The 21,542-nt window shown below is 72.2% G+C and carries 18 protein-coding genes; 8 read left to right on the forward strand and 10 right to left on the reverse strand.

Translation table 11 applies throughout. The annotated features are described in order from the left end of the window. Positions 1-121 precede the first annotated feature (121 nt). Complete coding sequence (locus tag ACZ49B_RS20565) at positions 122-3,247, forward strand: hypothetical protein (RefSeq protein WP_468307816.1); 3,126 nt, start codon at positions 122-124, stop codon at positions 3,245-3,247. Positions 3,248-3,342: 95 nt separating this feature from the next. On the opposite strand, the gene ACZ49B_RS20570 is transcribed toward ACZ49B_RS20565, so the two are convergent. Beyond that, positions 3,343-3,927 carry a hypothetical protein gene (locus ACZ49B_RS20570; protein ID WP_468307818.1) on the reverse strand — a complete coding sequence of 195 codons (585 nt, stop codon included), beginning with the start codon at positions 3,925-3,927 and terminating at the stop codon, positions 3,343-3,345. A 147-nt stretch (positions 3,928-4,074) separates the two neighbouring features. Between ACZ49B_RS20570 and ACZ49B_RS20575 the strand changes: the two genes are divergently transcribed. Both ACZ49B_RS20575 and ACZ49B_RS20580 read left to right on the forward strand, forming a co-directional pair. Next, positions 4,075-5,331, forward strand: a complete 1,257-nt coding sequence (locus tag ACZ49B_RS20575) for a sensor histidine kinase (RefSeq protein WP_468307821.1) — start codon at positions 4,075-4,077, stop codon at positions 5,329-5,331. Beyond that, complete coding sequence (locus ACZ49B_RS20580) at positions 5,328-5,990, forward strand: response regulator (RefSeq protein WP_468307824.1); 663 nt, start codon at positions 5,328-5,330, stop codon at positions 5,988-5,990. The genes ACZ49B_RS20575 and ACZ49B_RS20580 overlap by 4 nt, the downstream gene beginning before the upstream one ends. A 168-nt stretch (positions 5,991-6,158) precedes the next feature. On the opposite strand, the gene ACZ49B_RS20585 is transcribed toward ACZ49B_RS20580, so the two are convergent. From ACZ49B_RS20585 to ACZ49B_RS20600, 4 genes are all read right to left on the reverse strand, one after another. After that, positions 6,159-6,629, reverse strand: a complete 471-nt coding sequence (locus ACZ49B_RS20585) for an ATP-binding protein (RefSeq protein WP_468307827.1) — start codon at positions 6,627-6,629, stop codon at positions 6,159-6,161. Between the two features lie 332 nt (positions 6,630-6,961). Beyond that, entirely contained in the window at positions 6,962-7,891 is a 930-nt protein-coding gene (locus ACZ49B_RS20590) for an acyl-CoA dehydrogenase family protein (RefSeq protein ID WP_468307830.1), read from the reverse strand. Positions 7,892-7,896: 5 nt separating this feature from the next. Then, positions 7,897-9,051, reverse strand: a complete 1,155-nt coding sequence (locus tag ACZ49B_RS20595) for an acyl-CoA dehydrogenase (RefSeq protein WP_468307832.1) — start codon at positions 9,049-9,051, stop codon at positions 7,897-7,899. After that, positions 9,051-10,241 carry an amidohydrolase family protein gene (locus ACZ49B_RS20600; protein WP_468307835.1) on the reverse strand — a complete coding sequence of 397 codons (1,191 nt, stop codon included), beginning with the start codon at positions 10,239-10,241 and terminating at the stop codon, positions 9,051-9,053. The genes ACZ49B_RS20595 and ACZ49B_RS20600 overlap by 1 nt, the downstream gene beginning before the upstream one ends. Before the next feature lie 161 nt (positions 10,242-10,402). Between ACZ49B_RS20600 and ACZ49B_RS20605 the strand changes: the two genes are divergently transcribed. Then, on the forward strand, positions 10,403-11,968 hold the full coding sequence (locus ACZ49B_RS20605; protein ID WP_468307836.1) for a class I adenylate-forming enzyme family protein: 1,566 nt from the start codon (positions 10,403-10,405) through the stop codon (positions 11,966-11,968). Between the two features lie 77 nt (positions 11,969-12,045). Here ACZ49B_RS20605 and ACZ49B_RS20610 read toward each other — a convergent pair whose 3' ends face one another. Further along, complete coding sequence (locus ACZ49B_RS20610; protein ID WP_468307839.1) at positions 12,046-12,564, reverse strand: EF-hand domain-containing protein; 519 nt, start codon at positions 12,562-12,564, stop codon at positions 12,046-12,048. Positions 12,565-12,866: 302 nt separating this feature from the next. Here ACZ49B_RS20610 and ACZ49B_RS20615 point away from each other — a divergent pair, with 302 nt between their 5' ends. Then, complete coding sequence (locus tag ACZ49B_RS20615; RefSeq protein ID WP_053786492.1) at positions 12,867-13,445, forward strand: sigma-70 family RNA polymerase sigma factor; 579 nt, start codon at positions 12,867-12,869, stop codon at positions 13,443-13,445. After that, entirely contained in the window at positions 13,442-14,692 is a 1,251-nt protein-coding gene (locus tag ACZ49B_RS20620; protein WP_468307841.1) for a maleylpyruvate isomerase N-terminal domain-containing protein, read from the forward strand. Before ACZ49B_RS20615 ends, ACZ49B_RS20620 begins: the two co-directional genes overlap by 4 nt. A gap of 87 nt (positions 14,693-14,779) precedes the next feature. Here the strand turns inward: ACZ49B_RS20620 and purU are convergent, their stop codons facing one another. Both purU and ACZ49B_RS20630 read right to left on the reverse strand, forming a co-directional pair. Further along, on the reverse strand, positions 14,780-15,655 hold the full coding sequence (gene purU, locus ACZ49B_RS20625) for a formyltetrahydrofolate deformylase (RefSeq protein WP_468307843.1): 876 nt from the start codon (positions 15,653-15,655) through the stop codon (positions 14,780-14,782). A 14-nt stretch (positions 15,656-15,669) separates the two neighbouring features. Then, the gene (locus ACZ49B_RS20630) at positions 15,670-16,116 is read right to left on the reverse strand and encodes an SCO4402 family protein (protein WP_053786494.1); all 447 of its coding nucleotides are present in this window, start codon (positions 16,114-16,116) and stop codon (positions 15,670-15,672) included. A gap of 196 nt (positions 16,117-16,312) precedes the next feature. On the opposite strand from ACZ49B_RS20630, the gene ACZ49B_RS20635 reads away from it, so the two are divergent. Then, on the forward strand, positions 16,313-17,587 hold the full coding sequence (locus ACZ49B_RS20635; RefSeq protein ID WP_468307845.1) for an ABC transporter substrate-binding protein: 1,275 nt from the start codon (positions 16,313-16,315) through the stop codon (positions 17,585-17,587). A gap of 19 nt (positions 17,588-17,606) precedes the next feature. Here ACZ49B_RS20635 and ACZ49B_RS20640 read toward each other — a convergent pair whose 3' ends face one another. Then, positions 17,607-19,079 carry a hypothetical protein gene (locus ACZ49B_RS20640; RefSeq protein ID WP_468307848.1) on the reverse strand — a complete coding sequence of 491 codons (1,473 nt, stop codon included), beginning with the start codon at positions 19,077-19,079 and terminating at the stop codon, positions 17,607-17,609. 102 nt (positions 19,080-19,181) lie between these two features. After that, entirely contained in the window at positions 19,182-20,561 is a 1,380-nt protein-coding gene (locus ACZ49B_RS20645; protein ID WP_468307850.1) for a transcriptional regulator, read from the reverse strand. Positions 20,562-20,781: 220 nt separating this feature from the next. Here ACZ49B_RS20645 and ACZ49B_RS20650 point away from each other — a divergent pair, with 220 nt between their 5' ends. Beyond that, the gene (locus tag ACZ49B_RS20650; RefSeq protein ID WP_468307853.1) at positions 20,782-21,462 is read left to right on the forward strand and encodes a bifunctional DNA primase/polymerase; all 681 of its coding nucleotides are present in this window, start codon (positions 20,782-20,784) and stop codon (positions 21,460-21,462) included. Positions 21,463-21,542: the final 80 nt, after the last annotated feature.

Here is a 21,542-nt window from a genome sequence, read left to right on the forward strand (position 1 = left end):
TTTGCAGAACAGAAACCGGCAAACTGACATGCGCGGTCGGCATGCCGGTCTCGTCCAGTGCGGCAGATCGCTGTCTTTGCGTTCCCGGGGTGCCTTGCACCCCGCAGCGAGAGGGACTTCTATGCGACGAACCGCGAAGCGGCTGCGCCTCATGGCCGCCGTGGCGGGATTTGCGCTCCTGCCGGCATTCATGCCGGCCCACGCGCAGGCCGCGGGCACCCGCCCGTTCTCGGTCACCATCACCCATGTCGGATGCGTCGATCCGTGCTCGGCCGAAGGGCTCGAGGCCGTCTTGGAAGGGCACCCCGACTTCTACGCAAAAGTGTTCATCGACGGCGTCGAGCACCGGACACCCACCGTCGACAACGTCTTCGGCGTCGACCCGTACTGGGTCGTCTCCACCGAGCTGCCCGACACCATCCAGAACGTTCCCGTCACGATCCAGATCTGGGACGCGGACGACACCTCGGGCGACGACCTGGGCGACGACACCCCGCACGACCACGACAACAACCTCGACTTCACCGTCTCCTACACCGACGGCAAGTGGCGCGACACCGCCCTCAACAAGACCGACAACGTGAACTGGCCGCAGTCCTGCGCGTCCGGTGACGGCGACGCCGGGGACGACGACGACGAACCGTCCGTCAAGGTGTGCTGGGACGTCAGCACGACATCCACCAGCGGTGACGCGGACGGCGACGGCCTGCTCGACGGCTGGGAGCGCAACGGGTACAACGACGACGGTGACGGCACCATCGACGTGGACCTGCCGGCGATGGGTGCCGAGCCCGACCACAAGGACGTCTTCCTCGAGCTGGACTGGGCAGCCGGACGCGCGCCCACCCGCGCGGGCATCCAGGCCATGAAGAAGGCCTTCGCCGCGGCGCCGCCCGACGTCGGTTCCGGCGCGGCGAGCCGGCAGGCCCCACACGGCGGTTCCGGTGTCAACGCCCCGCCGAACCCCGACGGCACCGACGGCATCAACCTCCATGTCGACACCGGCGGCCTCCCCGACCCGGGAGGCCGTGAGGACGGGCCGGTCGGTACGTGTTCCGACGGGATCGACAACGGCGCGGACGGGCTGATCGACGGCAACGACCCCACCTGCAACAGGGTGCAGATCGACTACCTCGACGCGAGCGTCGAGAACCCGCAGCCGACCAACTGCACGGACGGCGTCAACAACGACGGCGACGCCTTCACCGACACCCAGGACCCCGACTGCCGCGTCGGCGACGACCTCGGCGGCGGCAGCGTCATCACCGCGCCCGGTGGGTGCGGCCTCGACACCGCCTTCTACAACTCGAGGAACCTGAACTTCAACCGGCAGCGGCGGCTGATCTTCCATTACGGGCAGATCGTCGCGCAGCCGGGCGTGGCCACCTGCCCGCAGCAGACCGGCGGCCAGGGCGAGATCGGGGGCAACGACTTCACGGTCTTCAATGTCGACGCCGGCACGATCATGCACGAGCTCGGGCACAACCTGAACCTGCGCCACGGCGGCTTCGAGAGCCGGCCCAACTGCAAGCCGAACTACGTGAGCATCATGAACTACGACTTGCAGGACGGCATCCCCCGCGTCGGGGACGGGACCATCCTCGACTACTCGCCCCCCAGGCTCGCAGTCGGCAGCCAGCCGCCGGGCGACAAGCCGCGCGGGCACGCTCCGCTGCCCGATCTCAAGGAGGACGCCCTCACCGAACCGACGATCCTCGACGCGACCGACACGGCAAACCGGTTCACGTTCGTCGACAGCACCGGCCAGAAGGTCCCGAACAACCTCAACACCAGCCCCAACTGGAACGCCGACGCCGATCCGCCGCTCGACCCGACGGTGCCGGCCACGAACATCGACAACGCCGGCCCCGGTCCCATGCCCACGCCCCCCGCCTGCATCAACACCTCGACCAACGAGACGTTGAAGGGCTCCGACGACTGGACCTTCGTATCGCTGCCGTTCCGTCAGTTCGGCGACTCCGCGAATGCCGCCCTCGGCCCGGAGAGTGACGACGTCCCCACCACCAGCGAGCTGCTCGCGATGCACGAGGAGCGGAACACCACCGACGTCGGAGTCACCGTCACCGACAACCCGGACCCGGTCGCGGCCGGAACGGACCTCGTCTACACCGCCGTCGTGTCCAACCACGGCTTCAGGCCGGCCGCCTCGGTGACGCTCGTCGACACCCTGCCCGCGCAGGTCTCCTACGTCAGCGACGACGCGGCATGCCACCCGTCCGGCGCGACGGTGACCTGCGGCGTCGGCGATCTGCTCCCCGGTGCCACGCGCACCGTCACGATCACCGCCCACGTGCCGGCCGACCTCGTCCACAACGCCGGCGGCCCCGTCACCCTCACCAACCGGGCGGTGGTGGACAACCTCGCGGGTCCGGACCCCGTGGCGGGCAACGACAGCGCCGTCACCGACACCCGGGTGGTGGCGGTCGCCGACCTCGCCGTCACCTCCTTCGCCGCCACGGCACCGCCCACGCAGGTGCTCATCGGGCAGACCCTGGACGTCACCCTGCACGGCACGGTGGCGAACAACGGGCCGTCCAGCCCGATGGACGCCGTGCTCGCCACGGCCGCCACGGCCGACCCGGGGGCCACGGTCACGCCTTCCTCGTCGACCAGGAACATCCCCGCACTCGCGATCGGGGCCCCGCAGTCGTTCGACGGCACCTTCACGGTCGGCTGTGCGCAGCCGGGATCGCACACCTACCGGTTCACCGCGTCGATCACACCGGGGCGACCGGACGACACCGACCCCGTCGCGGCGAACAACCACCGGCCGTCCGAGTTCACCGTCGACTGCGTCGTCCCGGTCGCGATCAACATCAAGCCGGGTGGCAACCCCAACTCCGTCAACATCCCGGCCGACACCGTCCCCGTCGGCGTCCTGACGACCAGGGCGGGCGAGTACGCCCTCCCGCTCGACTTCAACGCCACGACCATCCAGCCGCTGACCGTCCGCTTCGGACCGCGCAACGTCGTCTACGCCGGCCCGGGTGGGAGCGCAGAAGTGCACGACAGGGGCCACATCGAGGACGTGGTCGAACGGACCACGACTCCGGTCGAGCGCGTCAGGGACGGCGACCGCGACATGGTGCTCCACTTCGCCTCGGCCACCTCGGGCCTCCAGCGGGCGGACACCGAGGCCTGCGTGAAGGGTTCGTTCACCGACGGAGCCACCGGGCGCACCTATCGCTTCTTCGGCTGCGACGCGGTGCGAGTCGTACAGTCCTGACGGACACCCGGAGCCGGGGAGTACGGCACCCCGGGAGCACGTTCCGGCCGAGGCCCGCACCCGCCGCCGGGTGCGGGCCTCGGCCGTTCGGTCCGTCAGCGGTAGCGGGCCGCGGCCGAGGCGAAGGCGGGGGCCTCGGCGGGGGTCAGGGCGTCGAGGGCGACCCAGGAGAGGTCGGCGAACTCGATGTTCATACGGCCCTTCTGGAGCAGGCCCGTCGCGTTCGCGCGGACGACGGTGATCGCCGCTCGCGGGACCTCCCAGTACTGCTTCATCTCGGGCGTCGACTGCCACAGCGGCGAAACGTCCGTCAGGGCGAACCAGCGCCGGTCCGTCACCACGAGGACGTCCGTCGCCGCGCCGTGCGCGTTGGCGCGGCTGATGAGGAACCGGCCGGCCACGCTCTGCCAGCCCCCCTCCATGCCCTTGCCGTCCGCCGGGTCGGGGATCCGGTCGGCCGCATCCCGGCGCGGGTCGTGCGTGCGGGCCTTGAAGAGCTGCTGGAGGGAGCGAGGGAGCTTCTCCTCGATCCGCCGGCCGAGCGCCGCCGGCTCCGGGGGCGCGAGCAGGTCCTCCGGAGGGCTCGGCACGCCCGGACCCGGTTCGCAGGCACATACGGCGATCAACTGCTCGTCGGGCTGCAGAAAGTCCTCGGCCTGGCGACGCCTGTCCTGGTTCACGCGCTTGCTCCTACTGCTGAGTAACATCGGTGCGTCCCCAATTGTCCTCGAAGCGGAATGCCTCGTTACCACCGGGTCCGGCACCCCCCTGTGGGATGCATCCCGAAGGCCGATGCCGGTGCCGCGTACGGCCGTTAGGGTCGCGACATGGACACCTCATCAGGGCAGACGGGCGGGGGCCGGACCGGCCTGCGGTGGCAGACCGCGGCCCTCTGGACGGGCGCCGGGCTGGGCACCCTCGTGCTGTCGAACCTCGCGTTCCGCGTGCCCCTCGGCATCGGGGACCGGATGTTCGAAGTGGGACCGCTCCTCGCGATCATCGGCGTACTGACCGGCGCCCTCCTGGTGCGGCGGGCGCCGCTCACCACCCTCGGCCTGATGCTCCTCGGCACGTACCTGATGCTCTTCCTCGGCCGCGCCCCCGGGCTCACCCTCGCCATGGTGCTGCCCGCCGCGGTGGCGCTCGGCGTGGTCGCGGCGACCCGCTCGCGCCGGGTGACCCTGTCGGCCGTGAGCACCACCGTCCTGCTGCTGCTCACCGCCCAGTTCGCCCTGCCCGTGACCGGCTCCGCCCTCTTCCTCACCCAGAGCCAGCTGCCGATCGTCGTCCTCGCCTGGCTGATGGGGGACTCCGTACGGCGCGGCCGCGAGTCCGCCGCGCAGGCGCAGGCCCGCGCCACCGAGCAGGCCCTCACCGACGAGCGGCTGCGCATCGCCCGCGAGCTGCACGACATGGTCGCCCACAGCATCGGCGTGATCGCCATCCAGGCCGGGGTCGGCAGCCGGGTCATCGAGACGCAGCCCGCTCAGGCCCGTGCGGCGCTGCAGGCCGTCGAGGCCACCAGCCGCGAGACGCTCGCCGCCCTGCGCCGTACCCTCGTCGCCCTGCGCCGCAGCGATCCGGTGTCGGCGGCGCCCGCGCCGGGCCTGGACGGCATCGAGCGGCTGGCCGCGGCCACCGCGAGCGATACGGGCGTACGCGTGGACGTGGTGTGGGCCGGGGAGCGGCGGCCGCTGCCGGCCGACGTCGAGCTGGCCGCGTTCCGTATCGTGCAGGAGGCGCTGACCAACGTGGTCCGGCACGCGCACGCCGACGGCTGCCGCGTGGGCATCGCGTACGGGCGGGAGGAACTGGCCCTGGAGATCACCGACGACGGGCGGGGGGTCCCGGAAGGCGGCCCGGCCGGCGCCGGATTCGGCATCACGGGCATGCGGGAGCGTGCCGCCCTGCTGAACGGGCGGTTCGAGGCCGGCCCGCGGGCCGGCGGCGGCGGCTTCAGGGTGTCGGCGGTCCTGCCCCTCGAACAACCCGAACAGCCGGAACGACCTGAACAACCGGAGCGGCCGGAGCAGCCGGAGCAGCCGGAGCAGCTCGTGGTACGGGAACGGGAGGAGAAGCGATGAGCGGCAGCAGCAGCGTCCGCATCCTGCTCGCCGACGACCAGCCCCTGGTGCGCTCGGGACTGCGCGTGCTGATGGCCGACACCCCGGACCTCGAGGTCGTGGGCGAGGCCGCGAACGGCGCCGAGGCGGTCCGGCTGACCGCCGAGCTCGCCCCCGACGTCGTCGTGATGGACATCCGGATGCCGGAGATGGACGGCATCGAGGCCACCCGCCGGCTCACGGCCGGCCCCGGCGCCGCCCGCGTGCTGATCCTGACCACCTTCGACGAGGACGACCACGTGTACGGGGCGCTGCGCGCCGGCGCGAGCGGTTTCGCCGTGAAGGACATGGCGCTGGACGACATCCTCGCGGCGGTGCGCGTGGTCGCCGCCGGCGACGCCCTCATCGCCCCGGGCGTGACGCGCCGCCTGATCGCCGACTTCGTCGCGGGCCCGGCGCCCACCCCCGCCCGCGCTCCGGCGATCACCGCCCGGGAGCAGGAGGTGCTGACCCTGGTGGGGCGGGGCCTGTCGAACAGCGAGATCGCGCAGGACCTGTTCATCACGGTGGCGACGACGAAATCGCACGTGGCGCGGCTGCTGACGAAGCTCGACGCCCGGGACCGGGTGCAACTGGTGATCAAGGCGTACGAGATGGGGCTGGTCACGCCGCCCCGGTGAAGGCGGCGCGGTCCAGCGGGTGGCGGCGCGCGGTCGTGCACGCCCCGAGCGCGGCACGGCAGCCGCCACCCCGCGACCCGCACTCGTCAAGGTCTGCCCTTGGCGTCCCCTCGCGACGAATCGCTCAGTACAAGAGTGATCAACAGTTGACGAACCGTCAACACCTCGTTAGAGGTACACGCGCGGTTCCCGCGTCGACCCGCATACTCTGTTCGAGCCTTCACCCCGCTCGGGTGCGCGGTCCGCGGGCTTGTCGGCGCGGTCGATCTCGCACCAGATCCGCTTGCCCGCACCCTCGCGCTGCCAGCCCCAGCGGTCGGCCAGCCCGTCCACGAGCTCCAGCCCGCGCCCGCCCGTGTCGTCCCCGGCGGCCTGGCGCCGGGCAGGGCCGCGGGAGCTGGCGTCGGCGACCTCGACGCGCACCCCCGGCTCCCCGAACAGCATCCGCAGGACGGCCGGACAGCCGGTGTGCACGACGGCGTTGGTGACCAGCTCGGAGATCAGCAGGATCAGCGTCTCGGCGAGCGGCTCGTCGTCTCCTATGCCCGACCCCGCCAGCCGGGACCGCGCCCAGCGGCGGGCCCGGCCGACCTCGGCGGGATCCGGTCCTACCTCCAGCTGCACCTGAAGCACCTGCACCGCTCACACCATCCGAACCGGCGGACACTTCGCCTCGCGACGGGATGGGATCACCGAGTGTGACCCCCTTGCGGAGCAGCATGGTTGACATACAGTCACCACAACAAGCGCTTCGGGCATATTCCAGCGCGAAGGAGTAGGCGTGGTGCATACTGCGCGACGCTCGCGCCGCTCAACCGCTCGCATTCCCGGGAGCGTACCGGAGCAGGCCCCCGACTCCGGGCCGCAATGGGGCGGGCCAAGGACACAAACCGATATCAACTCTCTGTAATCGGACATGCGTCCCGCTCCGTTCCGACCGTGCCCCGTTCCGCCCCGTTCGTGACAGCGAGCTACCCCGCCGCGGCCGGCAGCTCCGCCGCGAAGAGTTCCCCGGCGAGGAGTTCCGCGGCGAGGAGTTCCTCCGCCTCCCCCGCCGTCCGCCACTGCCGGGCCCGCACCCAGGCCCGCTTGAGGTGCAGATGGACGTCGGCCTCCCACGTGAAGCCCATCCCGCCGTGCACCTGCAGGCAGTCCCGGGCATTGCGTACGGCGGCCTCGTCGGCCAGCAGCTTGGCCCCGGCCACCTCCGCCGGGTCCGCCGTCACGGCCGCCGCGTAGAGCGCCGTACGGGCCACCTCGGCCCGCACCAGCATCTGCGCGCACAGGTGCTTGACCGCCTGGAACGCCCCGATCGGCTGCCCGAACTGCTCGCGCTCCTGCGCGTACCGCACGGCCAGCTCCACCGTGCGCAGCGCGCTGCCCGTCTGGAGGGCGGCCGTCAGCAGGGCGCCCTCGTCGCGGTGCATCGCGGCCGCGCTCCCCGGCGCCGACACCCGGTGCAGCGGGGTGAGGGGGTCCGCCGAGCGCACCGGCTCACCCGGAGGGAGCAACGGCGTACCGAGCACCGCGTCCGCGTCCGCGAGGTGGGCCACCAGCGGCCCGCCCAGGTCGAACGCGGTGACCACCTTGGTGCCCCCCGCCGCCCCCGGGACCGTCCCGGCCGCCAGGTGCGTGGCGACCAGCGGCCCCGGCAGCAGCGCCCGCCCGGCCTCCTCGAAGACGAGGACCGCCTCCGGCAGTCCGAGCCCGACCCCGCCGTCCGCCTCCGGGAGCCGCAGCGCGAAGAACCCGGCCTCGCCGAGCTCCCGCCACAGCCCCCGGTCCAGGGCCCCGCCCGAGTCCACCGAGACGCGCAGCGCCTCGCGCCCGTACCGGCCCTCCAGCAGGTTCCGTACGCCGGCCCGCAGGTCCTGCTGCTCCTCGGTCAACCGGAAGTCCACGGTCCTCACCGGCCCTTCGGGAGGCCGAGGATCCGCTCGGCGACGATGTTCTGCTGGATCTGCGAGGTGCCCGCCGCGATGGTGTACGAGAGGGACGAGAGCCGGTCGAGCACCCATTCCTCGTCCAGCGCGAGGGAATCCGCGCCGAGCACCTCGGCGGCGGTGTCGTACAGCTCCTGGCGCGCGTGCGAGTAGGCGAGCTTGAAGACGGAGCCGCCGATGCCGGGGACCCCGCCGGTCCGCTCGGACTCGCTGACGTTCCACTGGGTGAGCCGCCACAGGGCGCCGAACTCCCCGTACAGCCGCCCGAGCCGGCGTCGCAGCACCGGATCGTCCCACCGGCCGTTCGCCTTCGCGGTGCGCGCGAGCTCGCCCAGGGTACGGCGGCAGGCCACGACCTCGCCGACGAAGGCCGTCCCCCGCTCGAAGGAGAGGGTGACCATGGTGACGCGCCAGCCGTCGTTCTCGTCCCCGACCCGGTTCGCGACCGGCACCCGGACCTCGTCGAGGAACATCTCCGCGAACTCGGTCGATCCCGCGAGGGTGCGCAGCGGCCGTACCGTCACCCCGGGGGCGTCCATGGGCATGGCCAGCCACGAGATCCCGCGGTGCTTCGGCGCCGCGGGATCGGTGCGTACGAGCAGTTCGCACCAGTCGGCGACCTCCGCGTGCGAGGTCCAGATCTTCGAGCCGGTGACCACGTAGTCGTCGCCGTCGCGCACCGCGCGCGTGCGCAGCGAGGCCAGGTCGGAGCCCGCGTCGGGCTCGCTGAACCCCTGGCACCACACCTCGTCCCCGCGCAGTACGGGCGGCAGCCAGCGCGCCCGCTGCGCCGCGGTGCCCTCGGCCGCGATGGTCGGGCCGGCGTGCAGCAGTCCGACGAAGTTGGCTCCGACGTACGGGGCCCCGGCGCGCTCGGTCTCCTCCAGGAAGATCAGGTGTTGGGTCGGGGTGGCTCCGCGCCCGCCCGCGTCGACCGGCCAGTGCAGCCCGGCGTACCCGGCGTCGTACAGCCTGCGCTGCCAGCCGAGGTCGTACGCGCGGCGGCCGGGCCAGTCGTCGGGCGACGGCTTCGCGGGCAGCTCGGGCAGCGTTTTGCCGAGCCACCCGCGCAGCCGGGCCCGGAAGTCCTGCTCCTCCTCGGTGTAGGTCAGGTCCATCAGCGGTCCAGGTCGAGGCCGAGCATGCGGATGGCGTTGCCGCGCATCAGCTTGTAGACCGTCTCGTCGTCCAGCCCCTTCACATGGTCGAGGGCGACCTCCTTGGTGTGCGGGAAGGTCGAGTCCACGTGCGGGTAGTCGGTCTCGAACGTGGCGTTGTCCCGGCCGACGACGTCGAGCGAGGCGATGCCGTGCTTGTCGCGGAAGAAGCAGCAGAACATCTGCCGGTAGTAGTACGTGGACGGCGGCTCGGGGATCAGGTCGCGGACCCCGCCCCAGGCGCGGTGCTCCTGCCACACGTCGTCGGCGCGCTCGAGCGCGTACGGGATCCAGCCCATCTGGCCCTCGCTGTACGCCAGCTTCAGCGTCGGGAACTTCACCAGCACCCCGCTGAACAGGAAGTCCATCATCGAGGCCATGGCGTTGTTGAAGCTGAGCGAGGCCTGCACGGCGGGCGGCGCGTCGGGCGAGGCGGCCGGCATCTGGGAGCTGGACCCGATGTGCATGTTGACGACCGTCCCGGTCTCCTGGCAGACGGCGAAGAACGGGTCCCAGTAGCCGGAGTGGATGGAGGGGAGCCCGAGGTAGGTGGGGATCTCGGAGAACGTCACGGCGCGCACCCCGCGGGCGGCGTTGCGGCGGATCTCGGCGACGGCGAGGTCGATGTCCCAGAGCGGGATGATGCACAGCGGGATCAGCCGGCCTCCGCTGTCGCCGCACCACTCCTCGAGCATCCAGTCGTTGTACGCGCGCACGCAGGCGAGGGCGACCTCCTTGTCGTGGGCCTCGGCGAAGGTCTGGCCGCAGAAGCGCGGGAACGTCGGGAAGCACAGCGAGGCCTCGACGTGGTTGAGGTCCATGTCGGCGAGGCGCGCCTTGGGGTCCCAGCACCCCCGCCGCATCTCCTCCCTCGTGATCCCCTCCAGGGTCATGTCGTCGCGGTCGAAGCCGACGGCGGCGATGTTGCGCTTGTACGGGAACTTCAGGTCCTCGTAGATCCACCAGTCGGTCGGCGGGCCGTCGGGGTCCATGGTGATCACGTACTTGCCGCCCGTGTACTCGAGCTCGCCGATGCCCGCGGTGAGCGCCTTGGGCCCGCGGTCGCGGTACTTGGCCGGCAGCCAGACGTCGAAGAGGTGCGCGGGTTCGATGACGTGGTCGTCGACGCTGATGATCCGAGGCAGTTCCATGGTGTCCCCTCGCCGCAAGCCGGTGAATGCCTGAGTGAATCCGATAGCGAATCTGATGCATCGTCAGAAACAAGCTAGCTCCGCCACCCCTGGACCGACAAGCGGCGGAGCCCTACGCTCTCCGCGTGATCTGACGAACCGTCAGCGAAGGGGAGGCTGCGATGCCGGACAGCAGGGACACGAAGGACACCGCGATACGGCTCGGCCAGTCCCCCACCCTCTGGGAGCTGGTCGTACGGCGGGCCGAGCTGAGCCCCGGCGCCACCGTGCTGATCGAGGCGGCCGACGACCCCGCCGACGACCGGACGCTCACCTTCGCCGAGCTCCGCGACCGCGCCGAGCGGGTCGCGGCGGGCCTGTACGGGAAGGGCGTACGGCCCGGCACGGTCGTCGCCTGGCAGCTGCCCACCCGGATCGAGACCGTCCTGCTCTCCCTGGCGCTCGCCCGGATCGGCGCCGTCCAGACCCCGGTGATCCCCTTCTACCGGGACCGCGAGGTGGGCTTCGCGCTGCGCGAGTCCAAGGCCGAGTTCTTCGCCGTCCCGGGCCTCTGGCGGGGCTTCGACCACACGGCGATGGCCGAGCGGCTCGGCGCGCGCGGCGTCTTCGAGGCGTACGAAGCCCTGCCTACGGGCGATCCGGCCGTACTCCCCCCGCCGCCCGGCAACGGGACGGACGTCCGGTGGATCTACTGGACCTCCGGCACCACCTCGGACCCCAAGGGCGTCCTGCACACCGACCGCTCACTCATCGCGGGCGGCTCCTGCCTGGCCCACGCCCTGCACCTGAGCCCGGCCGACGTCGGCTCGATCGCCTTCCCGTACGCACACATCGGCGGCCCGGACTACCTGGTGATGCTGCTCCTGTACGGCTTTCCCGCGGTCCTCTTCGAGAAGTTCGCGATGCCGGACGCGCTGGCCGGCTACCGGCGCCACGGGGTCACGGTGGCCGGCGGCTCCACGGCCTTCTACTCGATGTTCCTGGCGGAACAGCGCAAGGACCCGGACCTACGGCTCGTCCCCACCCTGCGCCTCCTCGCGGGCGGCGGGGCCCCGAAGCCGCCGGAGATCTACCACGCCGTCGTCCGCGAACTGGGCTGCCGGCTGACCCACGGCTACGGCATGACCGAGGTCCCGATGATCACCATGGGCTCCCCCGACGACTCCCCGGAGCACCTCGCCACGACGGAGGGCCGCCCCCCGGCGGGCATGTCGATCCGCATCACGACGCCGGACGGCCGGCCACTGCCCCCGGACACCGACGGCGAGGTCCGGCTGCGCGGCGAGGCGGTCTGCCAGGGCTACCTCAACCGGGACGCCCCGGCGGACGCCTTCGACGCCGACGGCTACCTGATCACCGGAGACCTCGGCCACCTGACGCGGGACGGCTACCTCGTCCTCACCGGCCGCAGCAAGGACGTGATCATCCGCAAGGGCGAGAACATCTCCGCGAAGGAGATCGAGGACCTCCTCCACCTGCTCCCGGGCGTCGGCGACGTGGCCGTGATCGGCCTTCCGGACCCCGAGCGCGGCGAACGCGTCTGCGCGGTGGTGGAACAGCCGGCGGGCGCGGCCCCTCTGACCCTGCCGCAACTGACGGCCCACCTCCGCGCCCAGGGCCTGTCCCCCCACAAACTCCCCGAGCAACTGGAACTGGTCGAATCCCTCCCCCGCAACGACGCCCTCCGCAAGGTCCTGAAGTACAAACTCCGCGAACGCTTCGCCTAGGGGGTGTTGCAGGAGCAGGCCTCTCGGACCGCCGTGCGGCGCACGGCCGCACGGCGATCCGGGTTCGGACCTGCGGGCTACGCGTCCGGGGCCTCGACCCCGCAGTAGCCTGCGAAGGCCGACAGGATCTCCTCCTCCGCGATGCGGCCGTCGCCGTCGCCGTCCAGGGCCGTCGCCACCTGGCCGGCCAGCTCGGCCGGGGTGCCCAGGGCGCGCAGGACGCGGACCGCCGCCGCCGGGGTCGGGCCGCGGCCGTCCTCGTCCGCCACCGCGATCACCGCGTGCAGGAACGGTCGCGCGATCTCCGCGAACCGCTGCGGGTTGTCCCGCAGCCGCTTCGCCGCCCCCGTGATGAACTCCTCGCGGGTCACGCGCTGGTCCCCGTCGACGTCCGCGATCCCGGCCATCCCCTGCCAGAACGCCTCCGCACCTGCGAAGAGGTCCTGGCCCTTGTCCGACCGCGCGGTCGTGCCGAATTCGGCCAGCACCGCCTTCGCGGCCGCACTGAAGTCCTCCCGGTCGATATATCCGTTGCCGTCCTGGTCGAAGGTGGCGAATCGGGCGGCGATCTTGCGCTCGTATTCTGCGCTGTCCATATTCGGCGTTCCGCCTTCACATGTGCGGTGGGGTGCAGTTCAAGACAAGCCAGGAGCGTAAGGCCTACGTGGCCTGCCCGTTAAGCGAAGTCGTCAAGGAGGTGGCCGCATCGAACCCGCGCACGGGAAGCGCGACGGGGCGCGTACACCTGTGCCCATGTGCCGCGGCCCGTCCCACGGTTCACACCCCGCGACGCGCCTATCACGCAGGGCACACTTCCAGGGTCCGGTTCCCCCAAAACGGGCGCGAACCCGCATGTGCCCATTACATTCGATGCGTCGACACACGGCTGGGGGCAGTTATGCCGAAGGACGTACCACCGCGCTGGGACCGCCGCATGCAGCAGCGCCTCGCCCGCGGCGAGGCCGCCGCGCTCGGAGAGCTGTACGACCGCTTCGCCTCGCTCGTGCACAGCCTGGCGCACCGGGTCCTCGGCGACGAGAAGGCAGCGGACCGGATCACCCGCGAAGTGTTCGGCTACATCTGGGAGAACCCGGACGCGTACGACCCCAAGCAGGGCTCCATGCGGTCCTGGGTCGCCCGGATCACCCAGGGCCAGGCCGTGGCCCGGCTGCGCCAGGCCGAACTGGGCCGCGGTTCGCGCGAGGAGCTCGAGCAGAAGGTGCGCAGCGCCAGCGCCGCCGCCCGCGCGGACTACATCGTCACCTCCATGCCCGCGCCGCTGCGGGCCGCGCTGGAACTCGCGTACTTCAAGCGCCGCGACTACCGGCAGGCCGCCGCCGACCTGCAGATCAGCGAGGACGAGGCCCGGCGCCGGCTGCGCCTCGGGCTGCAGCTGCTGTCGACCGCCAACGCCCTCCCGCAGGAGGACGCCGCACCGCCCGGATACGGCCCGCCCGGATATGGAACGCCCCGATGAACGGCCCCGCCGACCCGCCCGCCGACGGATACGACGAGCAGCGCCCCGCCGGTCCGCCGCGCATACCGGGTCCGCGCGGGGCCGCCGACGACCTCGACCCGCGGCACGCACCGGAGCCGCTGCCGCAGCCGGCGGCTGCGCCGCAGCCGCCGCGGTCGCACGCCGTACTGAAGTCCCTGCTGGGCGCGTGGGCGCTGGCGGCGTGCTCCGCCGAGGAGACCCAGGCGGTGGAGGACCACCTCACCGAGTGCGCGCCCTGCGCGGAGGAGGCCCTGCGGCTGCGTGACGCGGTGGGCCTGCTGCACCCGGAGGAGAGCCTCGACCTCAAGCCGCTGCTGCGCTCGCGCGTGCTGGAGGACTGCCTCGGCAAGCGGCCGGCCCGGATCCCGGTGCCGGTGTGGGCGAGCCCGTACGACACCGAGACGGCGCGGCTCGACGCGCTGCTGCGGGACTTCGGCGACTCGGAGTGGCAGACCCCGGTACGGCTGAAGTGGTTCGAGGAGGAGCGGCGCCAGTACCGCCGGACGACGGTGGCCGGGGTGATCGGGCACCTGCTCACGGTGGACGGGATGGTCGCGACGGCGCTGGGCCTGGACGACCCGCTGGGCCCGGAGGCGCCGTCGGACGCGACGGGCCGTACGGAGCACTACTGGAACTCCGCCGCGCAGCCCCTCACCCGGCAGATCCGCGAGCCGTGGCGGGAGCAGGGGCACACGCTGGTGCGGACGGTGTCGTTCGCGGGACGGGGCGTGGGCCAGCTGTCGGTGGACTACGGGGCCTTCGCGCTGCCGCTCGGAGACGCGTTCCTGGAGCGGGCCTTCGAGTGCTGGGTGCATGCGTGGGACATCGCGGAGGCGGTGGACTACCCGTACGACCCGCCGTCGGGGCCGCACCTGAACCGGATGATCGACCTGGCGGCGCGGCTGCTGCCGAGCGCGCTGGCCCACCGGCGCCGGGCGGGGCTGGCGGCCCCGGCCCGCGGCCTGGTCGCGGCGGGCGCACCGGGCCGGACGCTGCACCTGGAGATCGAGGGCGCGGGCGGCGGCAGCTGGGACATCGCGCTGGACTCCCCGGCGGCGAAGCCGTCGCCGGAGCACACGGTGGCGCAGATCGCACTGGACGGCGCCGAATTCTGCCAGCTGGCCGCCGGCCACATCTCCCCGGAGGAGGCCGCGGTCGGCCAGCACGGCGACCGCGAAGCCATCCGCGACGTCCTCTTCGCAGCGGCTTCCCTGAGCCGCCTCTAGTCCCGGCGGCCGAGGCCCCGCCCCCGGGGCTGGATGTGCCGGGCGGCAGCCCGAACGATGCGGGGGGGCGGGGGCGGAGGCTCCGGGTTACGCGAAGACGACCGTGCGGGTGCCGTTCAGGAGTACGCGGTGTTCGCTGTGCCACTTCACGGCCCGCGCCAGCGCCTGGCATTCCACGTCGCGCCCGACCGCCACCAGCTGGTCAGGGGTCACCTCGTGGCCCACCCGCTCGACCTCCTGCTCGATGATCGGGCCCTCGTCCAGGTCGGCCGTCACGTAGTGAGCGGTGGCGCCGATCAGCTTCACACCGCGCGCATGCGCCTGGTGGTACGGCTTCGCGCCCTTGAAGCTCGGCAGGAACGAGTGGTGGATGTTGATGATCCGCCCGCTCAGCTCCTTGCACAGGGTGTCCGACAGCACCTGCATGTACCGCGCCAGCACCACGAGCTCGACGTTCTCGGCCCGCACCAGCTCCAGCAGCTGCGTCTCCGCGGCCGCCTTCGTGTCCTTCGTCACCGGGATGTGGTGGAAGGGGACGTCGTACGAGCGGACCAGATCAGCGAAGTCGGTGTGGTTCGAGACCACCGCCGCGATCTCGACCGGCAGCGCGCCGATGCTCGTACGGAACAGCAGGTCGTTCAGGCAGTGCCCGAACTTCGACACCATCAGCACGATCCGCATGCGGTCGTCGGAGCGGTGGAGCTCCCAGTCCATCCGGAACGAGTCCCCGATGGCGGCGAAGCTGGCCCGCAGCTTGTCCAGCGTCACCGGAGCGTCGGCCGAGAAGTGGACCCGCATGAAGAAGAGGCCGGTGTCGTGGTCGCCGAACTGACGGCTGTCCTCGATGTTGCATCCGGTCATGAACAGGTAACTGGACACGGCATGCACGATGCCCTGCTTGTCCGGGCAGGACAGGGTCAGTACGTACTGCTGGGGGGCCTGGGGCTGCGGGTCGTCGCTCATGACCCCACAGCCTTTCACACCGCGCGGGTGACGATCCTCAGCAGTTCCAGCGACTGCGGCGCGGCGTCCGGTTCGTCCCCGTCCGCGGTCGCGAGCCGTACGTGCGCCTCGCGCGCGGCGCGTACCGCCTCGGGCCAGGCGTGGTGCTCGAGGTAGGCGGAGACGGGGGCGTCGGGCCCGACCTGGTGCAGGATCCGCAGCACCCGCAGCACCGCGAGGTCCACGAGCGCGGCCTCCTGGGAGTCGCGGAAGATCGTGCCGACGTACTTCTCGGCGGACCAGCTGTCGAGCCAGGTGTCCTCGACGAGCCGGTACACGGCGTCGGTGACGTCCCCGTACCCCTCGACACCGGCGAGCCAGGTCTCCTCGTGGAAGACCGGGTCGGAGAGCATGTGAAGCGCCGAGCGCACGTTGCTGCGCCAGCGCCACCACGGCATGTCGTTCAAGGGCATGCCGCCCATGGTGGAGGAGCGGCCACCGCGGCGGGAAGAGTTCTTCGAACCTTGGGCGAATGTCACGCTTTCGATCGTACGTTCACGGCCGGCGCGATCTTGAGGCGCCCGTGCGCAACCGACCCCCTGCAATTCACCTTCGCGTCACTCTTTGTTGTGTCCATCTCATTTCCCAGTTACCCGTGGGGCGGAAGGGTGCATGGACATGACCGATTGGCGACGCACGGCATCCTTCTCCCGCACTCTCGTGGCAACGGCGATGGGCGCGTGCCTCGTCGCCGGTTGCGGGGTGCTCCCCGGAGGCCCGGGGGGCTCCGGGGACACCATCACGGTCATGACCTTCGCACCGCAGGGCACCCAGGCGACCAACATGCCCGGAATGCCCGGCATGGCCAAGGCCTATGAGGCATGGGTCAACTCCAAGGGCGGCATCAACGGTCACAAACTACGCGTACTGACCTGCAACGAGAAGAACACCGCGAACGGTGCCGCCGACTGCGCCCGCAAAGCCATCAGCGAGAAGGCCGTCGCGGTCGTCGGCTCGTACAGCCAGCACGGGCGCGCCTTCATGGCCCCGCTGGAGGCCGAGGGCATCCCCTTCATCGGCGGGTACGGGGTCTCCTCCGAAGAGTTCCAGAGCCCCTTCTCCTACCCCGTCAACGGCGGCCAGCCCGTGCTCCTCGCCGGCGCCGGCCACCAGCTGGGCCGGGCCTGCAGCCAGGTGGCCGTCGTCCGCCCGGACACCCTCGCGGGCGACTCCATGCCGCTCCTGCTCAACGCCGGGCTCAAGGCGAACAAGATGTCCGACGCCAACGACATCCGGGCCGCCGAGGACTCCGCGGACTACACGCCGCAGGCCCGCGAGGCGCTCGCCAACTCCACGGGCGGCAAGGACAAGGGCTGCGTCACGGCCGTCCTCGGCGAGCGCACGGAGACGTTCTTCGACGCCTTCCGCCGCGTCGACGACAAGCACAAGAACCCGCAGATCTCCTCGGTGCTGGGCAGTGTCAGCCAGGCCGTGGTCGACCGCACCGGCGGCAGGGAGAGCCCCTTCGAGGGGGCATACGTCACCAGCTGGTACCCGGTGTCGACCGATCCGCTGTGGGAGCAGATGCGGAACGTGATCTCCGAGCACGCGTTCGGCAACGACGCCGTGGACGGGGACGACAGCGGGACGCAGACGACCTGGATCGCGTACACGGTGCTCAGCGAGACGCTGAAGCGGTTCACGTCCGGCGAGGACATCACGGCGCGCAAGGTGGCGCGCGCGCTGAGCCAGTCGGAGCCCGTGAAGACCGGCGGCCTGACCCCGGACCTGAGCTGGCGCTACAAGGACATGCGCGCCGTCGCCGGCTTCCCGCGCATGGTGAACGGACGGGTCAACTTCCAGATCGTCCAGGCGGGCCGGCTCGTCGCCCAGCAGGGCGAGCAGTCGATGGACATGACCCAGACCCTGGAGCAGGCCCCCCGCGCGGCGTAGGGGTGCTCCGGGCCTGCGTCTAGAGCTGGGACTTGTCCCGCTTGGTGAGGCCGTACTTGGCCGCGATCGTGTTCCACAGGGTCGCGGCCGACTCCTTCGCCTTCGTCGCCTCGCCGCTCGCCTTGTCGCCGTCGGCGCTGTGGTCGCTGTTCTTGGCCTTCCCGTCCTTGCAGCCCTTCTTGTCACCGGCGGCGTCGTCCGCCCAGGCCGCGTAGCTCTTGTCGGCGGCCGCGGAGGACTGCCAGGCCTTGGTCAGCGAGGCGGCCAGCTTCGTGTTGTCGGGGAGCTGGTCCAGCTTCAGTTCCTGGAGACGGGTGACGAGCTCCTCGCGCTGCCGGGCGGCGTCGCGCAGGTCGGTCGCCGCCTGGCCGAGGTTGCGGCAGCCCTTGATGTCGTCGACGGACCGGATCACGGCGGCGCGGCTGTCGTTGCTGTCCGCGAGGAGCTTGTCCAGCTGGACGGCCTGCGACCGGGCCGGATCCACGGGCGCCTCGGCGGCGGCCGCGGCCGAGCTGCCGACGCTCGGGGTCGCCGCTGCCGCAGCGGGGTCGTTGTTCTGCGCCTTGCCGTCGCTGAGCAGCGCGCCGACGCCGAGCCCGACGACGGCCAGGCCGATGACGACGGCGGCGATCACGCCGGCCGGCACGCGCCGGGGCGCCTCCGGCGGGGGCGGGGGCGGCGCGTACTGCGGGTGCTGCTGGAACTGCTGGGGCTGGGGGGCCTGCGCCTGGGGCGGTACGGGCCGCTGGCCGCGCGGCGGATAGCCCCGCGGCGGCGGCTGCCGCAGCACCGGCTCCTGTACGGGCGGCAGATGCTGGGTGTGCCCGGCGTCGGCGCCGTCCCCGCGGAACAGTGCGTCGAACCCGTCGGTGACGGGCGGGATGTACTGCGTGGCCGCCTCACCGTGCGCGGGGGCAGCCGGGACCGGCGGAATGTACTGCGTCGCCGCCTCACCGTGCGCAGGACCGGCCGGAACCGGCGGAATGTACTGCGTCGCCGCCTCACCGTGCGCGGGACCGGCCGGCACCGGCGGGATGTACTGGGTGGCCGCCTCACCGTGCGCAGGACCGGCCGGAACCGGCGGAATGTACTGCGTCGCCGCCTCACCGTGCGCGGGACCGGCCGGAACCGGCGGGATGTACTGGGTGGCCCCTTCGTCGGGCGTGGGCGCGGCCGGGACGGGCGGGATGTACTGCGTGACCGCCTCGGGCAGCGGCGGGTAGCCGTACCCGTGCGGGTCCCCCGGGCCCTCGTAACCGGGCCCCACCACGTGCCCGGGTGCCGGCTGCCCCGGCTGCGACCGGTCCGCCAGGGGCTGGTCCGGCGCCGGGGGGTAGCCGTACGCCGGCCCGCCCGGCTGCTGCGCCGGGGGGTAGCCGTACGCGGGCTGCCCCGGGCTCTGCGGCTGTTGCGGGTACGCCGGGTCGGGGCCCCACGGCGCACCGGCCTGCGGGGCCGCCTGCCGGTCGCCGCCCTGTCCGCTCTCCGTCACCGGGACTCCTTCGCCGACTGCGGTGTTCCGAATCGTCGGCTCACGCTACCCGGTCACCCCCCGCCCCCGGCAGGCCCACCCGCCCCACCGCCGCCGGGCCGCCTACGCCACCACCTCCAGGCGGGCCGTGAACTCGCGGGCCGCCGGCTCGTCGCGGTACGGGGCGAGCCGGGTGCGGAAGTCGTCCAGGTACTCCGCGCCCCGGTTCGAGCGGAGCCCGGACAGCAGGTCCGCCGCCTTCGCGGCGGTCTGGCAGGCCTGCTCCACCTCACGCTGCTGCACCTGCGCCGACGCCAGCAGCAGCAGTCCGATCGCCCGGCGCCGCGCCTTGCCCGCCGGCAGGCCCCGCAGCGCGTCCTGCGCCTGCCGGGCCGCCGCGTCCGCCTGTCCCAGGTCCCGGTGGCAGTGCGCCAGCTCGTCCGCGAGGTACGCCGCGTCGAAGTGCCGGATCCAGACCGGATCGTCGCCCGACTCCGGCTCCGCCCGCTCCAGCGCCGTCACGGCCCGCGAGGACAGCACCGCCGTCGCCCGGGTGTCGCCCAGCAGCGCGTGCCCGCGCGCCTCGGCGGCGTAGAACATGGCCTCCACCCGCGGTGTGACCTGCCCGCGGGTCCCCTCCTGCGCGGCCCGCGCGAGCTGCGCGATCTCCCGCGGATTGCCCAGTTCCGCCGCGAGGTGGCTCATGGACGCCGCGAGCACGTAGCCCCCGTACGCCCGGTCCCCGGCCGCCTGCGCCAGCCGTAGCGCCTGGATGTAGTAGCGCTGCGCCAGGCCCGGCTGCCCGGTGTCCACCGCCATGTACCCGGCCAGCTCGGTCAGTCTGGCCACCGCCGCGAACAGCGCCCGCCCGACCGGCTCCCGGTACGAGCCGCCGATCAGCCCGGAGACCACGGAGTTGAGGTAGTGCACGACGACGGGCCGGACGTGACCGCTGCCGAAGCGGTGGTCGAGGTCCTTGAGGGCCTCGGTGGTGGCCCGTACGGCCTCCACGTCCGGCATCCCGACGCGCGAGCCGCCGCTGCGCGCCACCTGCGCGTCGGCGCCGGTGATCAGCCAGTCACGGCTCGGCTCGACGAGCGCCGAGGCGGCCACACTGGAGCCCGACAGGAAGTCGCGGCGGCCGACGTCGCTCCGCCACAGCTCGCTGACCTGCTCGATGGCGCCGATGACGGTCGGGGAGAACTGCAGGCCGATGCCGGAGGCGAGGTTCTTGCCGTTGGCCATGCCGATCTCGTCGATGGTGACGGTCCGGCCGAGTTTGCGCCCCAGTGCCTCGGCGATGATGCCGGGCGCCCGGCCGCGCGGCTGCTGGCCGCGCAGCCACCGGGCCACGGAGGTCTTGTCGTAGCGGAGATCGAGGCCGTGTTCGGCCCCGCACATGTTGACGCGCCGGGCGAGCCCGGCGTTCGAGCACCCGGCTTCCTGGATGAGCGCCTGTAGCCGTTCATTCGGCTGGCGCGCGACGAGAGGCCTGGCTGCCATGAAAACCCCCAGTAGCCGCGGGTGATCGTTGGAATGATCACTTCCCGCCTGAGTTGCGGAGAATCATCCGCTCTGCGTCGTGCCGCTACCCAACTCCGGCGCCCCGACCTCCTACGCGCCCCCGTGCGTGCTCCAGTGCGCCCCGTATGCAGGATCGATGCTCCGCCCACCGGCCGGTTTACGCCCGTAACCCCGGGTGACCCCGGGAGTTGTGATGGGCGTGGAAGAGACCATCGGAGTCACGGAGACCGCACCCATCCCCAAGCAGCGCGGCGAGCAGCTGCTGGACCATGCCGTGCGGTACGCGGAAGAACGGCACTGGGACGTCTTCGCCGGCACCTGGCTGGAGTCCGCGGACGGGCGGGAGCTGTGCTCCTGCGGGGCGCAGGACTGCCCGGCGCCGGGCGCGCACGCCACGGTGAAGGACTGGGCGGCCCTGGCCACGGGCAGCGCGGTCCAGGTGCGGCGGATCTGGGCGAAGCGCCCCGAGGCCTCGATCCTGCTGCCGACGGGCCGCACGTTCGACGCGCTGGACGTCCCGGACTCGGCCGGGTTCCTGGCGCTGGCGCGGCTGGAGCGGATGGAGCGGACCCTGGGACCGGTCGCCCTCACGCCCGACCACCGGATGTTGTTCTTCGTCCTGCCGGGCGCCGGGGCGAAGGTGCCGGACCTGGTGCGCAAGCTCGGCTGGTCGCCGGCTTCGATCGACCTCGTCGCGCGGGGCGAGGGCGAGTACGTGGCCGCTCCGCCCACCCGCTTCGGCGGCCGGGGCTCGGTCCAGTGGGCGCGCCGGCCCACCCCGGCGAACCGGTGGCTGCCGGACACGGAGGAGCTGATCGCCGCGCTGGCGTACGCGTGCGGACGCGAGGCCGCGGCGGACCGGGACCGCCGCAGCTCCTGACCCGCGCCCCCGGCGATCTCCGGCAGATCCGCGGAAGACCGCAGGTCAGGACAGGGACATTCCTGTACGGAAACTCATGA

It is taken from the genome of Streptomyces sp. NPDC031132 (genome assembly GCF_055570595.1).

Coding starts and splice junctions, on each gene's coding strand:
- ACZ49B_RS20565 (WP_468307816.1), top strand. CDS start 122: ATGCGACGAACCGCGAAGCGGCTGCGCCTCATGGCCGCCGTGGCGGGA.
- ACZ49B_RS20575 (WP_468307821.1), top strand. CDS start 4,075: ATGGACACCTCATCAGGGCAGACGGGCGGGGGCCGGACCGGCCTGCGG.
- ACZ49B_RS20580 (WP_468307824.1), top strand. CDS start 5,328: ATGAGCGGCAGCAGCAGCGTCCGCATCCTGCTCGCCGACGACCAGCCC.
- ACZ49B_RS20595 (WP_468307832.1), bottom strand. CDS start 9,051: ATGGACCTGACCTACACCGAGGAGGAGCAGGACTTCCGGGCCCGGCTG.
- ACZ49B_RS20600 (WP_468307835.1), bottom strand. CDS start 10,241: ATGGAACTGCCTCGGATCATCAGCGTCGACGACCACGTCATCGAACCC.
- ACZ49B_RS20605 (WP_468307836.1), top strand. CDS start 10,403: ATGCCGGACAGCAGGGACACGAAGGACACCGCGATACGGCTCGGCCAG.
- ACZ49B_RS20610 (WP_468307839.1), bottom strand. CDS start 12,564: ATGGACAGCGCAGAATACGAGCGCAAGATCGCCGCCCGATTCGCCACC.
- ACZ49B_RS20615 (WP_053786492.1), top strand. CDS start 12,867: ATGCCGAAGGACGTACCACCGCGCTGGGACCGCCGCATGCAGCAGCGC.
- ACZ49B_RS20620 (WP_468307841.1), top strand. CDS start 13,442: ATGAACGGCCCCGCCGACCCGCCCGCCGACGGATACGACGAGCAGCGC.
- purU (WP_468307843.1), bottom strand. CDS start 15,655: ATGAGCGACGACCCGCAGCCCCAGGCCCCCCAGCAGTACGTACTGACC.
- ACZ49B_RS20630 (WP_053786494.1), bottom strand. CDS start 16,116: ATGGGCGGCATGCCCTTGAACGACATGCCGTGGTGGCGCTGGCGCAGC.
- ACZ49B_RS20635 (WP_468307845.1), top strand. CDS start 16,313: ATGACCGATTGGCGACGCACGGCATCCTTCTCCCGCACTCTCGTGGCA.
- ACZ49B_RS20645 (WP_468307850.1), bottom strand. CDS start 20,561: ATGGCAGCCAGGCCTCTCGTCGCGCGCCAGCCGAATGAACGGCTACAG.